The 17243-nt window shown below is 45.2% G+C and carries 18 protein-coding genes; 7 read left to right on the forward strand and 11 right to left on the reverse strand.

Annotated elements, in window-relative coordinates:
• Positions 1-15: 15 nt before the first annotated feature.
• Genes ACMXYN_RS14120 through ACMXYN_RS14135 form a run of 4 tightly spaced genes read right to left on the reverse strand, consistent with a single transcriptional unit; the run spans position 16 to position 3358 of the window.
• Positions 16-1338: an N-acetylmuramoyl-L-alanine amidase gene (locus ACMXYN_RS14120; protein ID WP_415892374.1), complete on the reverse strand. Its 1323-nt coding sequence runs from the start codon at positions 1336-1338 to the stop codon at positions 16-18.
• Positions 1339-1366: 28 nt separating this feature from the next.
• Entirely contained in the window at positions 1367-1846 is a 480-nt protein-coding gene (gene tsaE / locus ACMXYN_RS14125; protein ID WP_415892375.1) for a tRNA (adenosine(37)-N6)-threonylcarbamoyltransferase complex ATPase subunit type 1 TsaE, read from the reverse strand.
• Entirely contained in the window at positions 1839-2510 is a 672-nt protein-coding gene (locus ACMXYN_RS14130) for an NAD(P)H-hydrate dehydratase (protein WP_415892376.1), read from the reverse strand. The genes tsaE and ACMXYN_RS14130 overlap by 8 nt, the downstream gene beginning before the upstream one ends.
• Before the next feature lie 35 nt (positions 2511-2545).
• Complete coding sequence (locus tag ACMXYN_RS14135; RefSeq protein ID WP_415892377.1) at positions 2546-3358, reverse strand: NAD(P)H-hydrate epimerase; 813 nt, start codon at positions 3356-3358, stop codon at positions 2546-2548.
• A gap of 70 nt (positions 3359-3428) precedes the next feature.
• Between ACMXYN_RS14135 and queG the strand changes: the two genes are divergently transcribed.
• Complete coding sequence (gene queG, locus ACMXYN_RS14140; RefSeq protein ID WP_415892378.1) at positions 3429-4553, forward strand: tRNA epoxyqueuosine(34) reductase QueG; 1125 nt, start codon at positions 3429-3431, stop codon at positions 4551-4553.
• Here the strand turns inward: queG and orn are convergent.
• Positions 4550-5056, reverse strand: coding sequence for an oligoribonuclease (gene orn, locus ACMXYN_RS14145; protein ID WP_415894498.1), 507 nt, complete (start codon positions 5054-5056; stop codon positions 4550-4552). The two genes, queG and orn, sit on opposite strands and share 4 nt — an antisense overlap.
• A 204-nt stretch (positions 5057-5260) precedes the next feature.
• On the opposite strand from orn, the gene rsgA reads away from it, so the two are divergent.
• The 6 genes from rsgA to ACMXYN_RS14175 all read left to right on the forward strand — a co-directional run bounded on the left by rsgA (position 5261) and on the right by ACMXYN_RS14175 (position 12275).
• A complete protein-coding gene (gene rsgA / locus ACMXYN_RS14150) occupies positions 5261-6289 on the forward strand; it encodes a small ribosomal subunit biogenesis GTPase RsgA (RefSeq protein WP_415892379.1) in 1029 nt (342 codons plus the stop codon).
• Between the two features lie 42 nt (positions 6290-6331).
• Positions 6332-7960, forward strand: coding sequence for an HDOD domain-containing protein (locus tag ACMXYN_RS14155; protein WP_415892381.1), 1629 nt, complete (start codon positions 6332-6334; stop codon positions 7958-7960).
• An 81-nt stretch (positions 7961-8041) separates the two neighbouring features.
• The gene (locus ACMXYN_RS14160) at positions 8042-8854 is read left to right on the forward strand and encodes a sulfurtransferase (protein ID WP_415892382.1); all 813 of its coding nucleotides are present in this window, start codon (positions 8042-8044) and stop codon (positions 8852-8854) included.
• The gene (gene asd / locus ACMXYN_RS14165; protein WP_415892384.1) at positions 8854-9726 is read left to right on the forward strand and encodes an archaetidylserine decarboxylase; all 873 of its coding nucleotides are present in this window, start codon (positions 8854-8856) and stop codon (positions 9724-9726) included. Before ACMXYN_RS14160 ends, asd begins: the two co-directional genes overlap by 1 nt.
• Positions 9727-9905: 179 nt before the next feature.
• Positions 9906-10922, forward strand: coding sequence for a YgfZ/GcvT domain-containing protein (locus ACMXYN_RS14170; RefSeq protein ID WP_415892385.1), 1017 nt, complete (start codon positions 9906-9908; stop codon positions 10920-10922).
• A 93-nt stretch (positions 10923-11015) separates the two neighbouring features.
• The gene (locus ACMXYN_RS14175; protein ID WP_415892386.1) at positions 11016-12275 is read left to right on the forward strand and encodes a GGDEF domain-containing protein; all 1260 of its coding nucleotides are present in this window, start codon (positions 11016-11018) and stop codon (positions 12273-12275) included.
• Here the strand turns inward: ACMXYN_RS14175 and ung are convergent.
• From ung to ACMXYN_RS14205, 6 genes are all read right to left on the reverse strand, one after another.
• Entirely contained in the window at positions 12247-12927 is a 681-nt protein-coding gene (gene ung, locus ACMXYN_RS14180) for a uracil-DNA glycosylase (protein WP_415892388.1), read from the reverse strand. The two genes, ACMXYN_RS14175 and ung, sit on opposite strands and share 29 nt — an antisense overlap.
• Before the next feature lie 7 nt (positions 12928-12934).
• Positions 12935-13375 (reverse strand): hypothetical protein, encoded by a 441-nt coding sequence (locus ACMXYN_RS14185; RefSeq protein ID WP_415892389.1) that lies wholly within the window; start codon positions 13373-13375, stop codon positions 12935-12937.
• Between the two features lie 111 nt (positions 13376-13486).
• The gene (gene lysS, locus ACMXYN_RS14190) at positions 13487-14989 is read right to left on the reverse strand and encodes a lysine--tRNA ligase (protein WP_415892390.1); all 1503 of its coding nucleotides are present in this window, start codon (positions 14987-14989) and stop codon (positions 13487-13489) included.
• A gap of 32 nt (positions 14990-15021) precedes the next feature.
• Positions 15022-16116 (reverse strand): peptide chain release factor 2, encoded by a 1095-nt coding sequence (gene prfB, locus ACMXYN_RS14195; protein ID WP_415889130.1) that lies wholly within the window; start codon positions 16114-16116, stop codon positions 15022-15024.
• A 115-nt stretch (positions 16117-16231) separates the two neighbouring features.
• Positions 16232-16750 carry a flavodoxin FldB gene (gene fldB / locus ACMXYN_RS14200; RefSeq protein WP_415892391.1) on the reverse strand — a complete coding sequence of 173 codons (519 nt, stop codon included), beginning with the start codon at positions 16748-16750 and terminating at the stop codon, positions 16232-16234.
• 59 nt (positions 16751-16809) lie between these two features.
• Positions 16810-17133: a phasin family protein gene (locus ACMXYN_RS14205; protein ID WP_415889133.1), complete on the reverse strand. Its 324-nt coding sequence runs from the start codon at positions 17131-17133 to the stop codon at positions 16810-16812.
• Positions 17134-17243 lie beyond the last annotated feature (110 nt).

A 17243-nucleotide genomic window follows, 5' to 3' on the forward strand; every position in this document is an offset into this window, starting at 1 on the left:
TGGATTTAGCTGAGGCTAGCTGGTTGGAATACGTAAAACCTGACCGATCTTAATTCGATCATTTTTCAAGTTGTTCTCTTTGCGCAATGAGGATAGAGATACCCCGTTGCGAGAAGCAATCACCGATAGCGTATCACCACGAACCACTTTGTATGTACGATTATCTTTTTCTCTACGCTGCGCGATATACGTTAGCGCAGGCGGCTTACGCTCAAAGTGTTGAGTAATCCCTTTAAAGACAGCACCCGCCATCTTCTTCTGATAGCTCTTAGTTTTTAACTTCGCTGCTTCGCCGGGATTGGAGATAAACCCTGTTTCAACCAGAATCGATGGAATATCAGGTGACTTCAATACGACAAAACCCGCCTGTTCTACATGAGGTTTATGCATTTTGGCAAAGCGCTTTATATTGCCGTGAATCTGCTTGGCGATAGAGCGGCTATCCTCACGACTAGCGGTCATCGACATATCCAACAATACGCTCGCCAACACATTATCTTTATCATCTAAGCTAACGCTACCTACACCACCAATGAGGTCGGTACTATTTTCTTTACGCGCCAACCAACGACCCATTTCACTACTTGCCCCACGGGACGACAGAACCCAGACTGATGCGCCTCGAGCACGTGCATCTTTGAAGGCATCCGCGTGTATAGAGACAAAAAGATCCGCATTATGCTTACGGGCAGCTTTCGTTCGACCGCGTAAACTTACATAGTAATCACTCGTACGTGTTAGCTGGCCTTTGTAACCCGGGGTAGCGTCTAAACGTCGTTTTAGTTCTTTAGCGATCGCAAGCACAACATCTTTCTCTCGAACTCCACCAGGCCCAATGGCACCTGGGTCATCACCACCATGACCTGCGTCGATAGCGATCACAATATCACGCCCAGCAACCGCTTTAGGTTTGGCCGTTTTCTTAACTGTTTTGAGCGAAGACTTTTCGTAAAGATCTAATACGAGTCGGTGACCATATTTTTGATTGGGCTTTAATTCAAAGCTTTTGGGACGAACTGCCCTTTTGAGATCCAATACTAGACGGAGGGTTTGACCATTTTTACCGGAACGAATCTTTTTGACCGGGCTTTTATCTAAACCAAGCTTATCCAGCCCCGCTTTTAACGACGCCTTTTCAATATCAAGCACAATTCGGTCAGGCTTATCGAGCGTAAACACTTTGTGAGATGCGGGACCGCTCATATCAAATACGAGACGAGCATGATCCGGCGCTAACCAGATACGCACATTTTTAACATCCGCAGCATGAGTAATCGCGCTACAGATAAAAATCAAACAACCTAATAATCCAGCAAAAACATGCCGGAAACCGCTCATTCGCATAGTGCTTAAGCTTAGCCCCTTCTTACTTCTCTTCAGTCGCTTGCAATAACTTATCGGCCATCTGCTGGCCTAATTCAGACTGTGGTGTCCAAGTTAATTGTCGTCCGCGACCATCAAGCTCAATCTGCAACAACAAATCAGCCTCAGGCAGAATACCCTGCCCTCTTTCTGGCCATTCAACTAAACATAATGCCTTATCTTCAAAATAATCACGAATACCAAGAAATTCCAATTCTTCAGGGTCCGACAACCGATACAAATCAAAGTGATAAATCTGCTGTTCGCCTACTTCATAAGGCTCCACCAGCGTATAGGTTGGACTCTTAACCGAACCTTGATGACCACAACCACGAAGAATACCGCGACTTAGAGTTGTTTTACCCATACCTAAGTCACCTAAAAGGAAAATAACACCTCTACCCGCTGCTGCATTCGCAATTTTATGGCCGAATGCGATCATCGCCTCTTCATCGGATAGTTTTACTTGATACTGATTACTCATACTTACTATTTATTACTCTTGGAATTGCATCAAACAGATCTGATGCGATTAAACCTATTTCACCCTGTTGTTTCACAACATAGTCAGCGGCTTTAGCGTGAATAAACACCGCCAAACGAGCGGCATTCTCAGGTGACAAACCTTGAGCTAGGAGCGCTCCACAAATACCCGACAAGACATCTCCCATCCCAGCAACCGCCATACCCGGATTACCGGCATCACAAAGATAAACTACTTCACCAGCACTGACCAACGAACCCGCACCTTTTAAAACAACGCTACCACCACAAATTTGCTGCAAACGCTCAACCGACGCGAAACGATCAGCTTCTAACTCAGTTACAGACTTATCCATGATTCTGGATGCTTCTCCCGGATGAGGAGTACAGATCCAATTCTTCCGATTCAAGGAGGCAAATAAAGACTTTTCAACAATTAAATTCAGCGCGTCAGCATCCAAAACCAAAGGCTTCTCGGTTGCTAGCGCAGCACGCAACATCTGATCGGACCACGCATTTTGCCCAAGACCCGGCCCTATGACAATCACATCCGCACGATCCACTAAGGGTAATAAGTGCCCCGTTGAATCAACAGGGTGCACCATAACTTCAGGACAGCGTGTTAATGAAGCCGTTACGTGCTCTGAACGGGTCGCTAAAGACACTAAACCAGATCCACTTCGCATCGCTGCCTGAGAAGCTAAAAGGGCCGCCCCCCCACACCGGAATTACCGCCAATCACTAGCAGATGACCAAACTTACCTTTATGAGCATTGCGCTCCCTCGCCGGTAGCTGTTCGGCTAAATCGCTCTCCGTCGTTCGAAAAACATCTACCGTAACCAGGTCATAAACTTCATCAGGCACTTTTAAGTCATCAAATAGAATCTGGCCACGATAGTTGACCCCTTCTGAGGTAAACAAACCACGTTTAAGGCCAATAAAGCTTAATGTGATATCTGCTCGAACAGCTACACCTAAAACAGCACCGGTATCAGCGCAAATACCTGAGGGTATATCAACTGCGAATATTGGTTTATGACTGCGATTGATCTGCCTGATCACCCCTGCAAAGGGCTCCCTGACTTCACCCGTCAGTCCCGTACCCAACAGCGCATCGACAATAAGATCGCCCCATAGTTCAGCACCTGCAGATGCCACCTCTATGTTTCCAATAATCGGCTGTAACTGCTCCCAAGCCTGCAGTGCTTCACCACTAAGCTGTGAGGAGAAATCGGCTTTACCTACGCAGACTAACTGCACCCGCAAGCCTTTATTGATAGCTAGGGCAGCTACCACAAAGCCATCGCCACCATTGTTACCTGCGCCACAAACAATACTTAACGACTCTATCTGCGGAAAACGATCAAGTATTTCAGCAAACACAGCATGGCCTGCTCGCTGCATTAAGCGAATACCCGGAATACCAAACTGAGTAATTGCAGTATTATCCAACACCTGAGTTTGTTCAGCAGTGTATAATGGTGCGGGTAAGACAGCTCTGTTTATAGACATCTGCTCTGCGAACTCCTGTGAATTTCTGCCATTATAGAGGAACCTGTGCCCATTAAGGCAAGCAGATACCATGACAGATATGCCAACTAAATCTCTGGAAGCGTTAGCCCAACAGATCAAAATTTGGGCAAAAGAACTTGGCTTTCAGCAATGTGGAATCACCGACTGCGATTTAAGCCAAGAACAAGCGCATTACGAACAATGGCTTAGTAACGGTTTCCATGGAGAGATGGCATATCTAGAGAACCATCTAGATAAACGCTTCTCTGCTAATAGTTTAGTACCCGAGGCGCAGCGTATCATCTGTGTTCGCATGGATTATCTGCCACCCGAAACCAAGATCACAAAAATCCTCGACGATAACGATAAAGCCTATGTATCGCGCTACACTTTAGGCCGAGACTATCACAAACTGATCCGAAAACGTTTGACCCAGCTCGGCAAAAGAATTGAGCAGGAAATTGGCAAATCGGTTTACCGAGCGTTCGTAGATAGCGCTCCCATTTTGGAAAGACCACTAGCGGAAAAAGCCGGTATTGGTTGGCGTGGAAAACATACCCTAATTCTTAACCGTGAAGCTGGCTCCCTATTCTTTCTTGGTGAGCTTTTGATTGACCTGCCATTACCAGTAGATGAACCCGTTACAGATGATCATTGTGGAAAATGCACAGCTTGCTTGGACGTGTGTCCAACCAAGGCATTTCCGCAACCGTATGTTTTGGACGCACGCCGATGCATCTCCTATCTCACCATTGAGCTAAGCGGCTCAATTCCTGAAGAGTTGCGCCCCCTGATGGGCAACAGGATCTTTGGCTGTGATGATTGCCAGTTAATTTGCCCTTGGAATCGTTTTTCAGATTTCACTCAAGAAAGTGACTTTCACCCACGACAAAAATTAGATGATATCGAGTTAGTAACTCTGTTTGCTTGGTCTGAAGAGGAGTTTTTGAAAAAAACCGAAGGCTCGGCAATCAGAAGAACCGGGCATATTGGCTGGCTGAGAAACATTGCTGTGGCATTGGGAAACAGCAACGGTGGCACTACAGTAATTGAAGCTCTAGAAAATAGACGTACTCACGAATCTGATATTGTTCGCGAGCACGTTGAGTGGGCCCTAAAGCAACTAGAAAGTAGAACTGCTGCGCAGATTCTTCCTATTCAGACCCACCCTCGCCGTAAAAAGATTCGATTTTAATCCAGCTTAATAAAATGCTCGCGGTAGTATTTAAGCTCTTCAATTGAATCTTTGATATCGTCTAGCGCCAGATGAGACCCTTTTTTCACAACGCCTTTAGCGACTTCTGGTTTCCAACGTTTCGCCAGCTCTTTTAGAGAGCTCACATCAAGATTTCGATAATGGAAGAATGCCTCTAACTCAGGCATATATTTATTCAGGAAACGTCGATCCTGACCAATGCTATTTCCGCACATTGGAGAAGCACCTGCTTCCAAGTACTGTTTTAAGAATTCGATTGTCTGCGCTTCAGCCTGCGCCTCTGTCACCTGACTATCTTTAACCCGCTGAGTTAGGCCTGACTTCCCATGCTGATTGGTACACCATTCATCCATACCGTCCAAGATTTCATCAGTTTGATGAATTGCTAGCGTTGGGCCTTCCGCTAAGATGTTCAGATCAGAATCAGTGACGATGGTTGCGATCTCGATAATGACATCCGTTTTTGGCTCCAAACCAGTCATCTCTAGATCAATCCAGATCAGATTTTCCTTACTTACCACCTTATTACCTCCAAAAATGACGTTTTCACCTACCTATGTCACTGAATAACGGACTTAATTCGCAGGTTCTTTGACTTTCCCTTAGAATACCCTACCTTCTAACATCTTGCTTCGATATTAACGGAGACTATTAGCACTCGCGCTTTAAAACGCTGCTAACTCATTATGGCAAAACGTAAATTAACTCGCCGTCAAAGCTGGCGTATCCAGAAGATCCAAGACGAACGCGCCGCTCGCGCATCGAAAAAAGATGCCGCGATAGAACAGCAATTGGATAGCAGCGACCTCGGCCCCGAGCAACACGGTTTAATTATCTCTCATTTTGGGCGCACGGTTGATGTAGAAGCGACCGAAGGTGACAACCAAGGTGAGATTATTCGTTGTCATATGCGTACTAATTTAGGTCAGTTGGTCACCGGCGATAGGGTTATCTGGCGTGAAGGCAAAGATACCGGCGTAGTCGTAGCAAAGCTCGAGCGTAAAAGTGAACTACTGCGCCCGAACCCTTACGGCGATATGAAGCCTGTCGCCGCAAATATCGATTTTATTGTTATCACCGTTGCGGTTGAACCTACACCTTATGCCAATCTTATTGATCGCTACCTAGTGGCGGCAGAATTGAGCGGTATAGAGCCGGTTATTTTATTAAACAAAACCGACCTATTAAACGATGACAATCGTGTCGAGATTGACGCAATGCTGCAACGTTATAGGAATATCGGTTATACCGTTCTACTTGCATCAAGTTCTAGTGAAGAAGGCCTAGCTGATCTGAAGAGCTATCTCGACAATCGTATCAGTGTGTTTGTTGGGCAATCAGGTGTAGGCAAATCATCGTTAATAAATGTGCTGCTGCCTGGCGTTGATTTAAAAGTAGGTTCACTCTCAACTCAAACAAAGAAAGGCCGACACACTACTACAACAGCACGATTATTCCACTTCCCAGATGGCGGTGACTTAATCGATTCTCCAGGGATTAGGGAGTTTGGCTTGTGGCATATTGAACCTGATGATGTTATCAATGGTTTCAAAGAGTTACAGCCTTTGGCTGGGTTGTGCCGTTTTCGCGATTGCAAGCATGAAAAAGAACCCGGCTGTGCACTAAAGTCGGCCGTAGAAGATGGTACTATCAGCGAATACCGTTGGAAGAGCTACAAACATATTCTTTGTTCTATTGAAGAGCAAAATAGTTAATTTTGGTCCATAGTATCAATATTGGAATCAGGCGGAGAACAGATGTCAGAGTCCCCATACGGAGTGGAGAGTTGGGTTGAGTACCTAAAAGACCGCCCATTACCTGTCAGAAACAGTGTTCTTCGTCGTCTGCAAAAGCAGTTACGAGACCCCAATGTCACCATTCAAACCCTCAACCGGATCATTAAATCAGATCCGGTCTTGTGCCTACATATGGTGAGAAAGGCATCCGAGCTACATAACAAAGTTGATTCCAAAGTAACTAGTATTGACCATGCTATAAACTCTCTTGGTCTAGATAATATTGATGCGGTTTTAAAAAGTACAACATCACTCAAGCTAAACCCATCGAGTGTTGCTCAGAAGATGTACTTTCGTTACATCGCCGTAAGCCACCATGCAGCAACGCAAGCCTCCAACTGGTTAGAAGTACGTCGCGCTCCCTTCGTTGAAGAAACCCATCTTGCCGCACTGTTTTACGGTGTAGGGCACTGGATGCTGTGGCAGCACGCAGCCTTGCATATGAGTGAGATCCAAGTAAAGCTCAGAGAAGAGCGCACCGATGTTGTTCTCGCAGAGACGGATGTTCTAGGCTGTACAATACAAGAAATCTCTCGTGGTTTAATCGAACACTGGGGCATTTCCGAATTAGCATCGATTAGCTTGGAACATGAAACATCACCCAACAAAAAGACCTTAGCGCAACTCCATCAACGAGCGCTTGGTGACCCTCGCCTGACAGACGAGGACCTTCGTGAAATCAATCACCTGGTTCAAGAAAAGTTTTTCCCAGTTAAACTCGCAAACTGGATCGCATTAACCGCCAACCTAGGCTGGCAACAGACTAAAACCATGAAGATTATCGATATTATCAACGATTATCTTAAAGGCGAGATTGCTGACACCATCAACATGCTACATAAGAACTGCGCTCGCGCATCCTCTATGTACCATGTAGCAGGCACCTTAGCCCCTGCAGCTGAGATGATCATGCTTCCTTCGGATAAACAGATTAATTACCGTCTATCTGAAAAAGAGAGCCACATACTATCGGCTAGCCTACCGGAAGTAACGAAACCTAAAATCGAAGTTCCGCAACCAACGCCCGAACCTGAAGAGATCGTTGAGACCGAGATCAGCTTGCCCGCCAAACCAGATTTCCAAGATCAAAGCATCTACGATCAAATCGCTGAAAGGTTCCTAAAGGGTTACGATCTATATACGCAGCCTAAACATATCCTTCAGGGGTTAATTCAAGGTACTAACCGTGGCTTAGGCTTTGAACGGGTATGTATGTTCCTCGTCAATCCAAAGACAAACAGCATGAAAACAGCTTTTGCCGTTGGCTTTGAAGACAAACATCCGATGTCGACGTTCCAATACGATTTAGAGATCCCAAGCCTATTTAAAAAGCTGAGAGAAAAACCAGGATGTATTTGGGTCAAGCCTGAAAACATCGACAAAATGAATCCGATGTTGCCAGAAGTCTATCGTAGCTGGGGCAACCCAAATGGGTTCCTGCTAATGTCTTTATTCTTTGGCAAGAAGCCAATTGCGATTATTCATGCCGATTACGGCAATCACGGCCCTGAAATCAGTGATTTCCACCATGAGCGATTCCGATACCTCTGCTCAGCCGCCACTTTAAGCCTAAAAAAGATGCTTAAATAAGGCCGGTATATCAGCACGCTTGAATAAGTGGCAATAATCCCAATATTATCTTTGACCAGCCCTTTCTTTTGGAGTGACTGAATGAATTTACCTTTAAGCGTTGAGGCGCAAACTTTACACCAGCATCTCGACGATCCACAGGTACTGGTAATTGACCTTTCCAGCGAAGAGAACTATCTAGCTGGCCATATTCCAGGTGCCATTCACTTAGCTCCAAGTCGCCTATTAAATGGTGAAAAGCCAGTTCCAAATACGGTTCCAACCAAAGAAAAATTAGCAGCACTTTACAATGAATTGGGTATCACACCAGATACATGGGTTGTGGCTTATGATGATCAAAAAGGCCCTTGGGCTGGCCGCTTTATGTGGACGCTAAACATATTAGGCCACCAGAACTGTTCTGTATTAAACGGCCAATTCGACGCTTGGAAACAAGCAGGCTTGGCAATAGAACAGCAAAAGAACCAACCTTCACCAAGTAATCACGAAATCAACTACGATGACTGTCTGCTTGCTGATGCGGATTATATTCTTTCACATTTAGATGATGCTAACTGCACTATCTGGGATGCACGAAGTGCAGCAGAATACAGCGGCGAAAAGGTCATCAATGCTCAAAAAGGCGGCCATATTCCCGGTGCTAAGCATTTCGAATGGACTGACTGCTTGATCAGCGATTCTGACCTCCGCCTAAAACCAAAAGAGGAATTGTTATCTTTACTGGCAGAGGCAGGGATTAATCCCGACAACACTATTATTACCCACTGCCAAACTCACCGCCGCTCAGGCCTAACTTACTGGGTTGCTAAACACCTCGGATTTGAAAACATTCGCTGCTACGACGGCTCGTGGTTCGAATGGGGTAATCTTCCAAACACTCCTGTGGAGAAATAATGAAAAGCTTTACTGACCGTCTGTTTATTTTATTTCAACATATCGTGCCTCAGCATTTGTTATCGCGCTTGGTAGGCAAGATTGCAGACTGCCAAACTCCTTGGGTGAAAAACACATTTATTAAATGGTTTGCCAAGAAGTATCAGATCAATATGACGGAAGCTCGCGAAGAGATTCCAACCAATTACCCTAGTTTCAATGCTTTCTTTACCCGTGAATTAAAAGACGGCGCACGCACTATTGATAGGGATCCAGCAAATATCGCTTGCCCAGCAGATGGCGCAATTAGCCAGCTGGGTAAGATTGAACATGGTCGTATCTTTCAAGCAAAAGGCCGTGGCTATGGTTTAGCAACACTATTAGGTGGCGATCAAGAAAGAGCAAAAGATTTTATTGATGGCGAGTTTGCAACCATTTACCTCTCCCCAAGAGATTACCACCGCGTTCACATGCCAGTAAAAGGTACGCTAACGCATACCACTTATGTTCCTGGCGATCTGTTTTCTGTGAACCAGACAACAGCGGAAGGCGTAGATCAATTGTTTGCCCGTAATGAACGCCTAGTTGCTTACTTCGACACAGAATACGGCCCTATGGCCATGGTGTTAGTCGGTGCAATGATTGTCGCTGGCATTGAAACTGTTTGGTCAGGACAGGAAGCTCCTGCGATAAAGCGCCCTGTTCACACAAGTTTCAGCCCAACCTCTCCTGAGCCAATTACTTTAGAGAAAGGCGAAGAGATGGGGCGCTTTAAGCTTGGCTCAACTGTTGTATTGCTGTTTGGCAAAGAACAGATCTCCTGGGCAGAAGAGCTAACCGCAGAAAGCCCTGTTGAACTTGGCAAAATGATAGCGAAGAAAGTCGACGCTTAAACATCCTCTGTTGTATTTGTGCGCCTTGCTTCCTCAATTCAACTTTCACAAGGTGCACTACAAAGGTTAGCCAGAAGGATCTATCTCATTCTGAATAACCATAAACTTTGTCTGCTGTCCTCAGTTTGTATTTAGCATACACTAGGAGTGTAGAGTCACAGTCTAGGTATTAATGTACGATGAGCAATCTGATTGAATTATTAAAAGATAAAGATATTCAACTCAATACTGACAACACAGCTGTACTCAGTACAACCGCCAAAACGACCCAAATTATCCCACTGCTACATCAACGCGTTCTATCTATAGCAGGTCCGGATACAGAAAAATTCCTTCAAGGCCAATTGACCTGTGATGTCTCAGAAGTCTTCGCACGCGGCAGCGCTCTAGGCGCTCACTGTAATATTAAAGGCCATATGCTTAGCTTATTCCGTATGCTTAAACGAAGCGAAGATCACGTTTGGTTGCGTATGAGCCATGATATTTTTGACAGCGCTACCAATAACCTGAAAAAGTACATGATCTTTTCCAAAGCGGAAGCGGAAGATGTCAGCGCAAAAGTAAGTGGTATTGGTCTAACAGGCCCTGGTGCACAGGCACTTATAGAGCAGCTATTCGAACAGTCTCCGACTGAAGATGACAGCATCATAAGTCTTAGTAACGGCGTTGTTGTTCGTGTACCCGGCAACCGCTACGAAATCTGGATGGAAAATAGAAGCCTAGTAGAATTAATCCAAAATATTCCAGACGAAGTAGGCATCGGCTCAACCGATGACTGGGTACTGAGCGAAATCGACGCAGCAATCCCTGACGTTCGCGCAGAGACACAGGAAGCTTTCATTCCTCAAATGACTAACTTCCAAGCATTGGGCGGCGTTAGCTTCCGCAAGGGCTGTTATACGGGACAAGAGATCATTACCCGTCTTCAACACCGCGGGCAACTCAAAAAGCCGATGTACATTGCAGAAGTTACAACCAAACAGCAACCACTGCCAGGCCAACAAGTAAGCAGCCCAGACAAGCCAAATGCAGGCCAAGTAGTACTTGCTGCACCTTGCGGCGAAAACCGTTACCGCGTATTGGCTGTATTGGTAAAAACGCTAGCAGAGAAAGGCGATCTTAAAATTGGAGATACAGCCCTAGAGTTATCCTCACTGCCTTACGAGCTAGATCCAAAACTATTTGAGCCCAAATAAGATGAACAAATAGAACACAACTGTTGACCCAGAAAGCAATAAACGAGACACTCCCATACAACTTTCGTAAAAGGCCTAGGGAGAGGCTCAGGGATGAAAACTTCGGCACCAACCAGTCCGAGAGTACCGTTATTGCTTACTGGTGCAACGGCCTTACTGTGCCTACTTCTTCTCCTCTATATCCACCTTAGTGCTCAAAGCACCCTGCAAAAATATATTCCTTGGCTCGATGCCTCTATGGAGATAAAACTTGAGGTAGCGCAAGCTCACCTTTGGTTTGAAGAGATCTCCGCGGGTGACCATTCTGTATCGGTAGACACAGTCTATACACACTTAGATCAGGCGACATGGTACGCCAACGCCATCTTGGATGGCGGTACCCTCAAACAGAATATATACCAACCACTAGAGTATAAAGAGCTTAGACTGCAAGCCAATAGACTTGTTTACAGGTTACAGCAACTCCGTAAGTCGATCGATCAAAGATATCTCAATTTAGAGGAAGCGCTTGCCGGAACCGAGGAAGAACAGCGACAAGATAAGATTTTTATAGAGATCATTCAGAAGGCGAATGCGTTAGAAAGTTCGCTAAAATTGCGTATTAGCTATGAGGACACAGCTCAAAACTCCCTCCTCGCTTTGCTTCTCTTAGCTATCGTCACCATGACGTTAATATCAGGTTATTCTGTACACCGCTTTACCGATAGTCGAACTCGTTACATGCAAAAGCTAGCTTTAGCTAACACTCAAATATCCGAGCAAAATAGACGCCTACAAGAACTAGCACATACTGACCAGCTAACCGGCCTACCCAATCGAAAAATGCTTGAGGCCATTACCAAACAAGCGATCAGTCGGGCACAAAGAAAACAGAGCACCCTATCGCTTACCTTTATCGATCTAGATTTCTTCAAACCTATTAATGACGAGTACGGCCATAACGTCGGCGACAAAGTTCTCACAAACTTCACTACGGCTATAAACCAAATCCTTCGTGAAGATGATATTCTGGCCCGTCTTGCTGGCGACGAGTTTATTTTACTGATTCAAGCCGACAGTATGTTTGAAGCACAGGAAGCTTTGGACCATATTATGGAGCGTATCCATGAACGTCTGGATCATCCGATTATCGATACCCCAGCAGCACTTCATATACGCTGTAGCGCAGGAACCGCTTTTGCTCCAAAAGACGCTATAGACTTTGAGGGATTATTACACTGCGCCGATATAGCAATGTATGAAAGTAAAAAACGCGGGCGCGGTCAGCATTGCTACTTTACCCCAAGCCCGGTGGCGCAATCAGAATTACCACTATCTATGGAATCTAGAGAGATGGAAGCTGCCAATCGATAGGCGCTTTACCTTGCTGCTGCAGATACTGATTAGTTTGACTGAAATGCTGACAGCCTAAGAACCCTCGATGAGCTGACAAAGGTGATGGGTGAGGCGCTTTTAAGACAAGATGCCTCGTCTGATCAATACAGGCTCCTTTTTTCTGCGCGTAACTCCCCCAAAGAAGAAACACAACATTGTCGCAATGTTGATTTACTGCTTGGATAATTTGGTCGGTAAATGTTTCCCAGCCTTTACCTTGATGAGCACCAGCACTGCTCTCCTCTACTGTGAGCACGCTATTCAGAAGCAAAACCCCTTGCTGAGCCCATGATTCCAGATAACCATGATCAGGTCGAGGAAGCCCTAAATCACTCTCTAGCTCTTTATAGATATTCACTAGAGAGGGCGGCACCTTGACCCCTGGCATGACCGAAAAGCACAACCCATGAGCTTGACCGGGTTGATGGTAAGGATCCTGCCCCAAAATCACGACCTTAACATCATCCAAAGGAGTCGTTTCTAAAGCATGAAACCAATTATCTGAATGAGGGTAGATAATTTTACGCTGAGCTTTTTGTTCTTTAAGGAACTCTTTAAGAGCTAGCATATACGGCTGCTGAAATTGTTCAGCCAAAACAGCTTGCCAGCTTGGAGCGTTTTCAAGTGCCATATTAGTATCAACCACCACAATTTTTAACTTCGTTAGAACTTAACTCAACAGGCTCTGTAATAACTCTACGATGCCAGATGGAATAATACCGTAACTTTCCAGGGGCGTGAGAAACGATGCCAGAAATGATAATTGCTAGAAAATAGATATAAGCATTTGGCTGCTCAAACCACCAAAAAACTGTGGATAAAAGCAGCAACTTAATCCCGATAGCAGTGCCTCTAAGCTGTATCAACCAAATACCATCCCCATACACTTCCATAGCGGCCATCAGAAAACCACTAACAAGGGTCATAAGCAGATAAGGGTACCAACTACTCTCTGGCTGCTGAAAAAGATAGGCGCCAGCTAAACCAGCAATACCAACGAGATGAATCGTTCGCAAACTTATGCCCAACCAGCGCTTAGCCGGTATAGAGCGTTTTTCTGTTGGGAATAACCAGCTCATCGCCACAGTATCTCTTCCTTTTTTTACCTAACGATATAGAACAACCATAGGTTTAGCTATATACAAAAAAGCCCTCAAACGAGGGCTTTTAGTATGAAAACAGTTCTGATCTTAACCGCGCGGACGCATCGCAGGGAATAGGATCACATCACGAATAGATGGAGAATCAGTAAACAGCATCACCAAACGGTCGATACCAATACCTTCACCAGCCGTTGGTGGTAGGCCGTATTCCAACGCGTTGATGTAGTCACCATCGTAGTGCATCGCTTCATCATCACCCGCATCCTTTTCAGCTACTTGCGCACGGAAACGTTCAGCTTGGTCTTCAGAATCATTCAACTCCGAGAAGCCATTAGCAAGCTCACGACCACCTACGAAGAACTCGAAACGATCAGTAATGAACGGGTTTGCATCGTTACGACGTGCAAGCGGAGACACTTCTGCTGGGTATTCAGTGATGAATGTAGGCTGATCCAAACGGTGTTCTACAGTCTTTTCGAAGATCTCAATCTGAACCTTACCTAGGCCCCAGCTATCTTTAACATCGATGTCCATGCGCTCTGCAATCTGACGTGCAGCAGTTTCATCTGCTAATGCTTCAGCAGTGATGTCATCGTTGTAATGAAGAATAGAGTCGAACACACTGATACGACGGAATGGTTTTTCCAGATCGTATTCAAATGTTTCCAGCACTTCACCTTCATCGTTACGTACTGTATTGATGATTGTTGTTGTGCCCAAAACATCTTGCGCAACAGTACGCAGCATATCTTCTGTTAGATCCATCAGATCATTGTAATCCGCATACGCCTGATAGAATTCAATCATTGTGAATTCTGGGTTGTGACGCGTAGAAAGACCTTCGTTACGGAAGTTACGGTTGATCTCGAATACACGTTCAAAACCGCCGACAACCAAACGTTTCAGATATAACTCAGGTGCAATACGCAGATACATATCGCGATCTAGCGCGTTGTGGTGCGTGATAAATGGACGCGCTGTCGCACCACCTGGAATCACCTGCAACATAGGCGTTTCAGCTTCGATAAAGCGACGCTCAGTCAGGTAATTACGGATACCAGAAACGATCTTAGAACGTGTTTCAAATACCTTACGAGAATCTTCGTTAGTGATCAGGTCAACATAACGCTGACGGTAACGAATCTCAGTGTCCTGAAGACCTTTGTGCTTATCAGGCAGTGGACGCAAGTTTTTAGTAAGTAGCTGGTATTCGCCCATATCTACATATAGATCGCCTTTACCAGACTTATGCAGCTCACCTGTGATACCTACGATATCACCAAGGTCCAAGCTTTTAGCAAACTTACGTGCTTCTTTGTTTACGTAAAACTGGATACGACCTGTCATATCCTGAATAACACCAAAAGCACCACGATTTAGCATTACACGACCCGCAATGCTCACCTTGATGCCTGCTTCAGCCAACTCTTCCTTCGATTTATCGCCGTACTGAGCCTGAAGGTCTTCAGCATAACTATCGCGACGGAAGTTATTTGGGAATGCATTACCTTCATCACGTAGCGCGCTTAGCTTTTCACGGCGCTCCGCAATCAGGCGGTTTTCATCTTGCTTCTGAGTATTATCAGACATCGGTGTGGTAAACCTTTAAGTTAATAAATTCTTTACAGGCCAGCTTTAAGGCTAGCTTCGATAAATAGATCCAGATCGCCGTCCAATACTTTGTCACAGTTCGAGCTCTGAACGTTTGTACGCAGATCTTTAATGCGCTGATCATCCAACACATAAGAACGAATCTGACTGCCCCAGCCAATATCCGCTTTATTATCTTCTTGCTCCTGCGCCGCTTCTGAACGCTTAAGCATCTCAACTTCATATAGCTTAGCGCGAAGCTGTTTCATACAGGTGTCTTTGTTCTGGTGCTGAGAACGCTGCGCTTGGCTTTGTACTACGATGCCAGAAGGTTCGTGCGTAATACGTACCGCAGATTCCGTACGGTTGACGTGCTGACCACCAGCACCCGATGCACGGTATACATCGACACGTAGATCTGCTGGGTTGATCTCAATTTCAACGTTGTCATCAATCTCTGGAGATACAAATACAGAAGAGAAAGATGTATGACGACGACCACCTGAATCGAATGGTGATTTACGTACTAGACGGTGAACACCGGTTTCGGTACGCAACCAACCAAAAGCGTATTCGCCTTGGAAACTAATCGTCGCAGACTTGATACCTGCAACATCGCCCGCAGAACATTCCAACAACTCAGTTTTAAAGCCTTTATCCTCACCCCAACGCAGGTACATACGCAGCATCATTTCAGCCCAATCTTGAGCCTCAGTGCCGCCAGAACCTGCTTGGATATCTAGGAAAGCGTTATTTGGATCAGCTTCACCAGAGAACATACGACGGAATTCAAGCGTCTGCAGTTTATCCAGCATGCTATTAACATCACTTTCGACTTCTGCGACTGTATCTTCGTCATCTTCTTCAACAGCCATGTCTAACAGATCGCGTGTATCATCAACACCCGCTGTCAGTTCGTCGATTGTGTTTACCACAGCCTCAAGCGTAGAACGCTCTTTACCCAATTGCTGCGCATTTTCTGGATTATCCCAAACTGCAGGGTCTTCCAGCTCACGAGTGACCTCTTCCAGGCGCTCTTTTTTGCCTTCGTAATCAAGAAAGCCACGAAGCGCTTCAGTCCGCACTGTAATATCTTTGAGGTTGTTAAGAATCGGGTTAATTTCCATGGTATAGAATCTATAGCCGGCAGTTTAAAAAAGGGCGGTATTTTACCGAAAATCAGCGCATAACACTACTTGTTTAGGCTGAATAGTTAGCACGGATTTGATAACAACGGTAAGACTACAATTCGAACTCTTTGCAGATTTGCTGACACCAAGTAGCAACACGCTCTTCAGTTTCTGAACGCTGGCAATCTTCATCAATCGCCAGGCCGACAAACTGCTTATGATCAGGCGTTAGCGCTTTAGAGGCTTCAAAGTTATAACCCTCAACAGGCCAATACCCAACAATCTGAGCACCTTTACTCTGCAACCTTTCGTGCAATAGACCCATCGCATCTAAAAACCACTCGCTATAGCCGATTTGATCACCTAAGCCAAACAGGGCACAGCTTTTACCTGCAACCGCTACGGCATCCAACTGTTCCCATAGGTCAGCCCAATCTTCCTGCAGCTCACCAAAGTCCCAAGTAGAGATTCCAAGGATGAGATGTTCATATTCAGAGACGCTATCAATACCGTCAGCAGCAATATCGATACGATGGACTTTATCTTGACCTAGGTGTTCAGTAATTAGCTCTGCTACGCTTTCAGTATTTCCCGTAGTAGAGCCGTAAAACAAACCGATTGAAGCACTCATTTTTCTTTCCAGATAAAACAAAAAAAGCAGCCCTAGGCTGCTTTTTAGGTGGTTTAAAATTACTTATTAAAAGCGTCGAATGTATGCTGAGCTACATCTTCAATCTCTGTGCGAGCCTCTTGTAACGCTTTCATATTCTGTTCGCTTGCCGCCTTGAGTGTGTCTTCCAGTTCTTTCGCATAGCTACGTTGTAGCTCCATCAAATCACTTGGTGACTGACACTTTTGCATCTCTTTTGTTTGCTGAATAGTCGCCTCAATACAAGACTTTGTGCATTCCATCTGCTGGCGAGTAAGCTCTTCAAGCATCTTGGTTTGAATATTGACCAACTCTTTAAACGGACCCATCGAATCCGAGATCTTTTTATTCATATCTTGAAACATAAACACCTTCCCTATCTCGCCAGAGAAACAACCGTACGCACACAATACCCAGAACAGAACGTAGGACTTCTGTTATATCTATCCTTATAATAAAGCACTGTAAAGATATA

The organism is Neptuniibacter sp. PT8_73 (assembly GCF_047778045.1).
GTDB lineage: Bacteria > Pseudomonadota > Gammaproteobacteria > Pseudomonadales > Balneatricaceae > Neptuniibacter.

Bases quoted from the DNA above. Each gene is read 5' to 3' on its own strand.
- ACMXYN_RS14120 (WP_415892374.1), bottom strand. From the start codon at position 1,338: ATGAGCGGTTTCCGGCATGTTTTTGCTGGATTATTAGGTTGTTTGATT.
- tsaE (WP_415892375.1), bottom strand. From the start codon at position 1,846: ATGAGTAATCAGTATCAAGTAAAACTATCCGATGAAGAGGCGATGATC.
- ACMXYN_RS14135 (WP_415892377.1), bottom strand. From the start codon at position 3,358: ATGTCTATAAACAGAGCTGTCTTACCCGCACCATTATACACTGCTGAA.
- queG (WP_415892378.1), top strand. From the start codon at position 3,429: ATGACAGATATGCCAACTAAATCTCTGGAAGCGTTAGCCCAACAGATC.
- orn (WP_415894498.1), bottom strand. From the start codon at position 5,056: ATGACTGGTTTGGAGCCAAAAACGGATGTCATTATCGAGATCGCAACC.
- rsgA (WP_415892379.1), top strand. From the start codon at position 5,261: ATGGCAAAACGTAAATTAACTCGCCGTCAAAGCTGGCGTATCCAGAAG.
- ACMXYN_RS14155 (WP_415892381.1), top strand. From the start codon at position 6,332: ATGTCAGAGTCCCCATACGGAGTGGAGAGTTGGGTTGAGTACCTAAAA.
- ACMXYN_RS14160 (WP_415892382.1), top strand. From the start codon at position 8,042: ATGAATTTACCTTTAAGCGTTGAGGCGCAAACTTTACACCAGCATCTC.
- asd (WP_415892384.1), top strand. From the start codon at position 8,854: ATGAAAAGCTTTACTGACCGTCTGTTTATTTTATTTCAACATATCGTG.
- ACMXYN_RS14170 (WP_415892385.1), top strand. From the start codon at position 9,906: ATGAGCAATCTGATTGAATTATTAAAAGATAAAGATATTCAACTCAAT.
- ACMXYN_RS14175 (WP_415892386.1), top strand. From the start codon at position 11,016: ATGAAAACTTCGGCACCAACCAGTCCGAGAGTACCGTTATTGCTTACT.
- ung (WP_415892388.1), bottom strand. From the start codon at position 12,927: ATGGCACTTGAAAACGCTCCAAGCTGGCAAGCTGTTTTGGCTGAACAA.
- ACMXYN_RS14185 (WP_415892389.1), bottom strand. From the start codon at position 13,375: ATGAGCTGGTTATTCCCAACAGAAAAACGCTCTATACCGGCTAAGCGC.
- lysS (WP_415892390.1), bottom strand. From the start codon at position 14,989: ATGTCTGATAATACTCAGAAGCAAGATGAAAACCGCCTGATTGCGGAG.
- prfB (WP_415889130.1), bottom strand. From the start codon at position 16,116: ATGGAAATTAACCCGATTCTTAACAACCTCAAAGATATTACAGTGCGG.
- fldB (WP_415892391.1), bottom strand. From the start codon at position 16,750: ATGAGTGCTTCAATCGGTTTGTTTTACGGCTCTACTACGGGAAATACT.
- ACMXYN_RS14205 (WP_415889133.1), bottom strand. From the start codon at position 17,133: ATGTTTCAAGATATGAATAAAAAGATCTCGGATTCGATGGGTCCGTTT.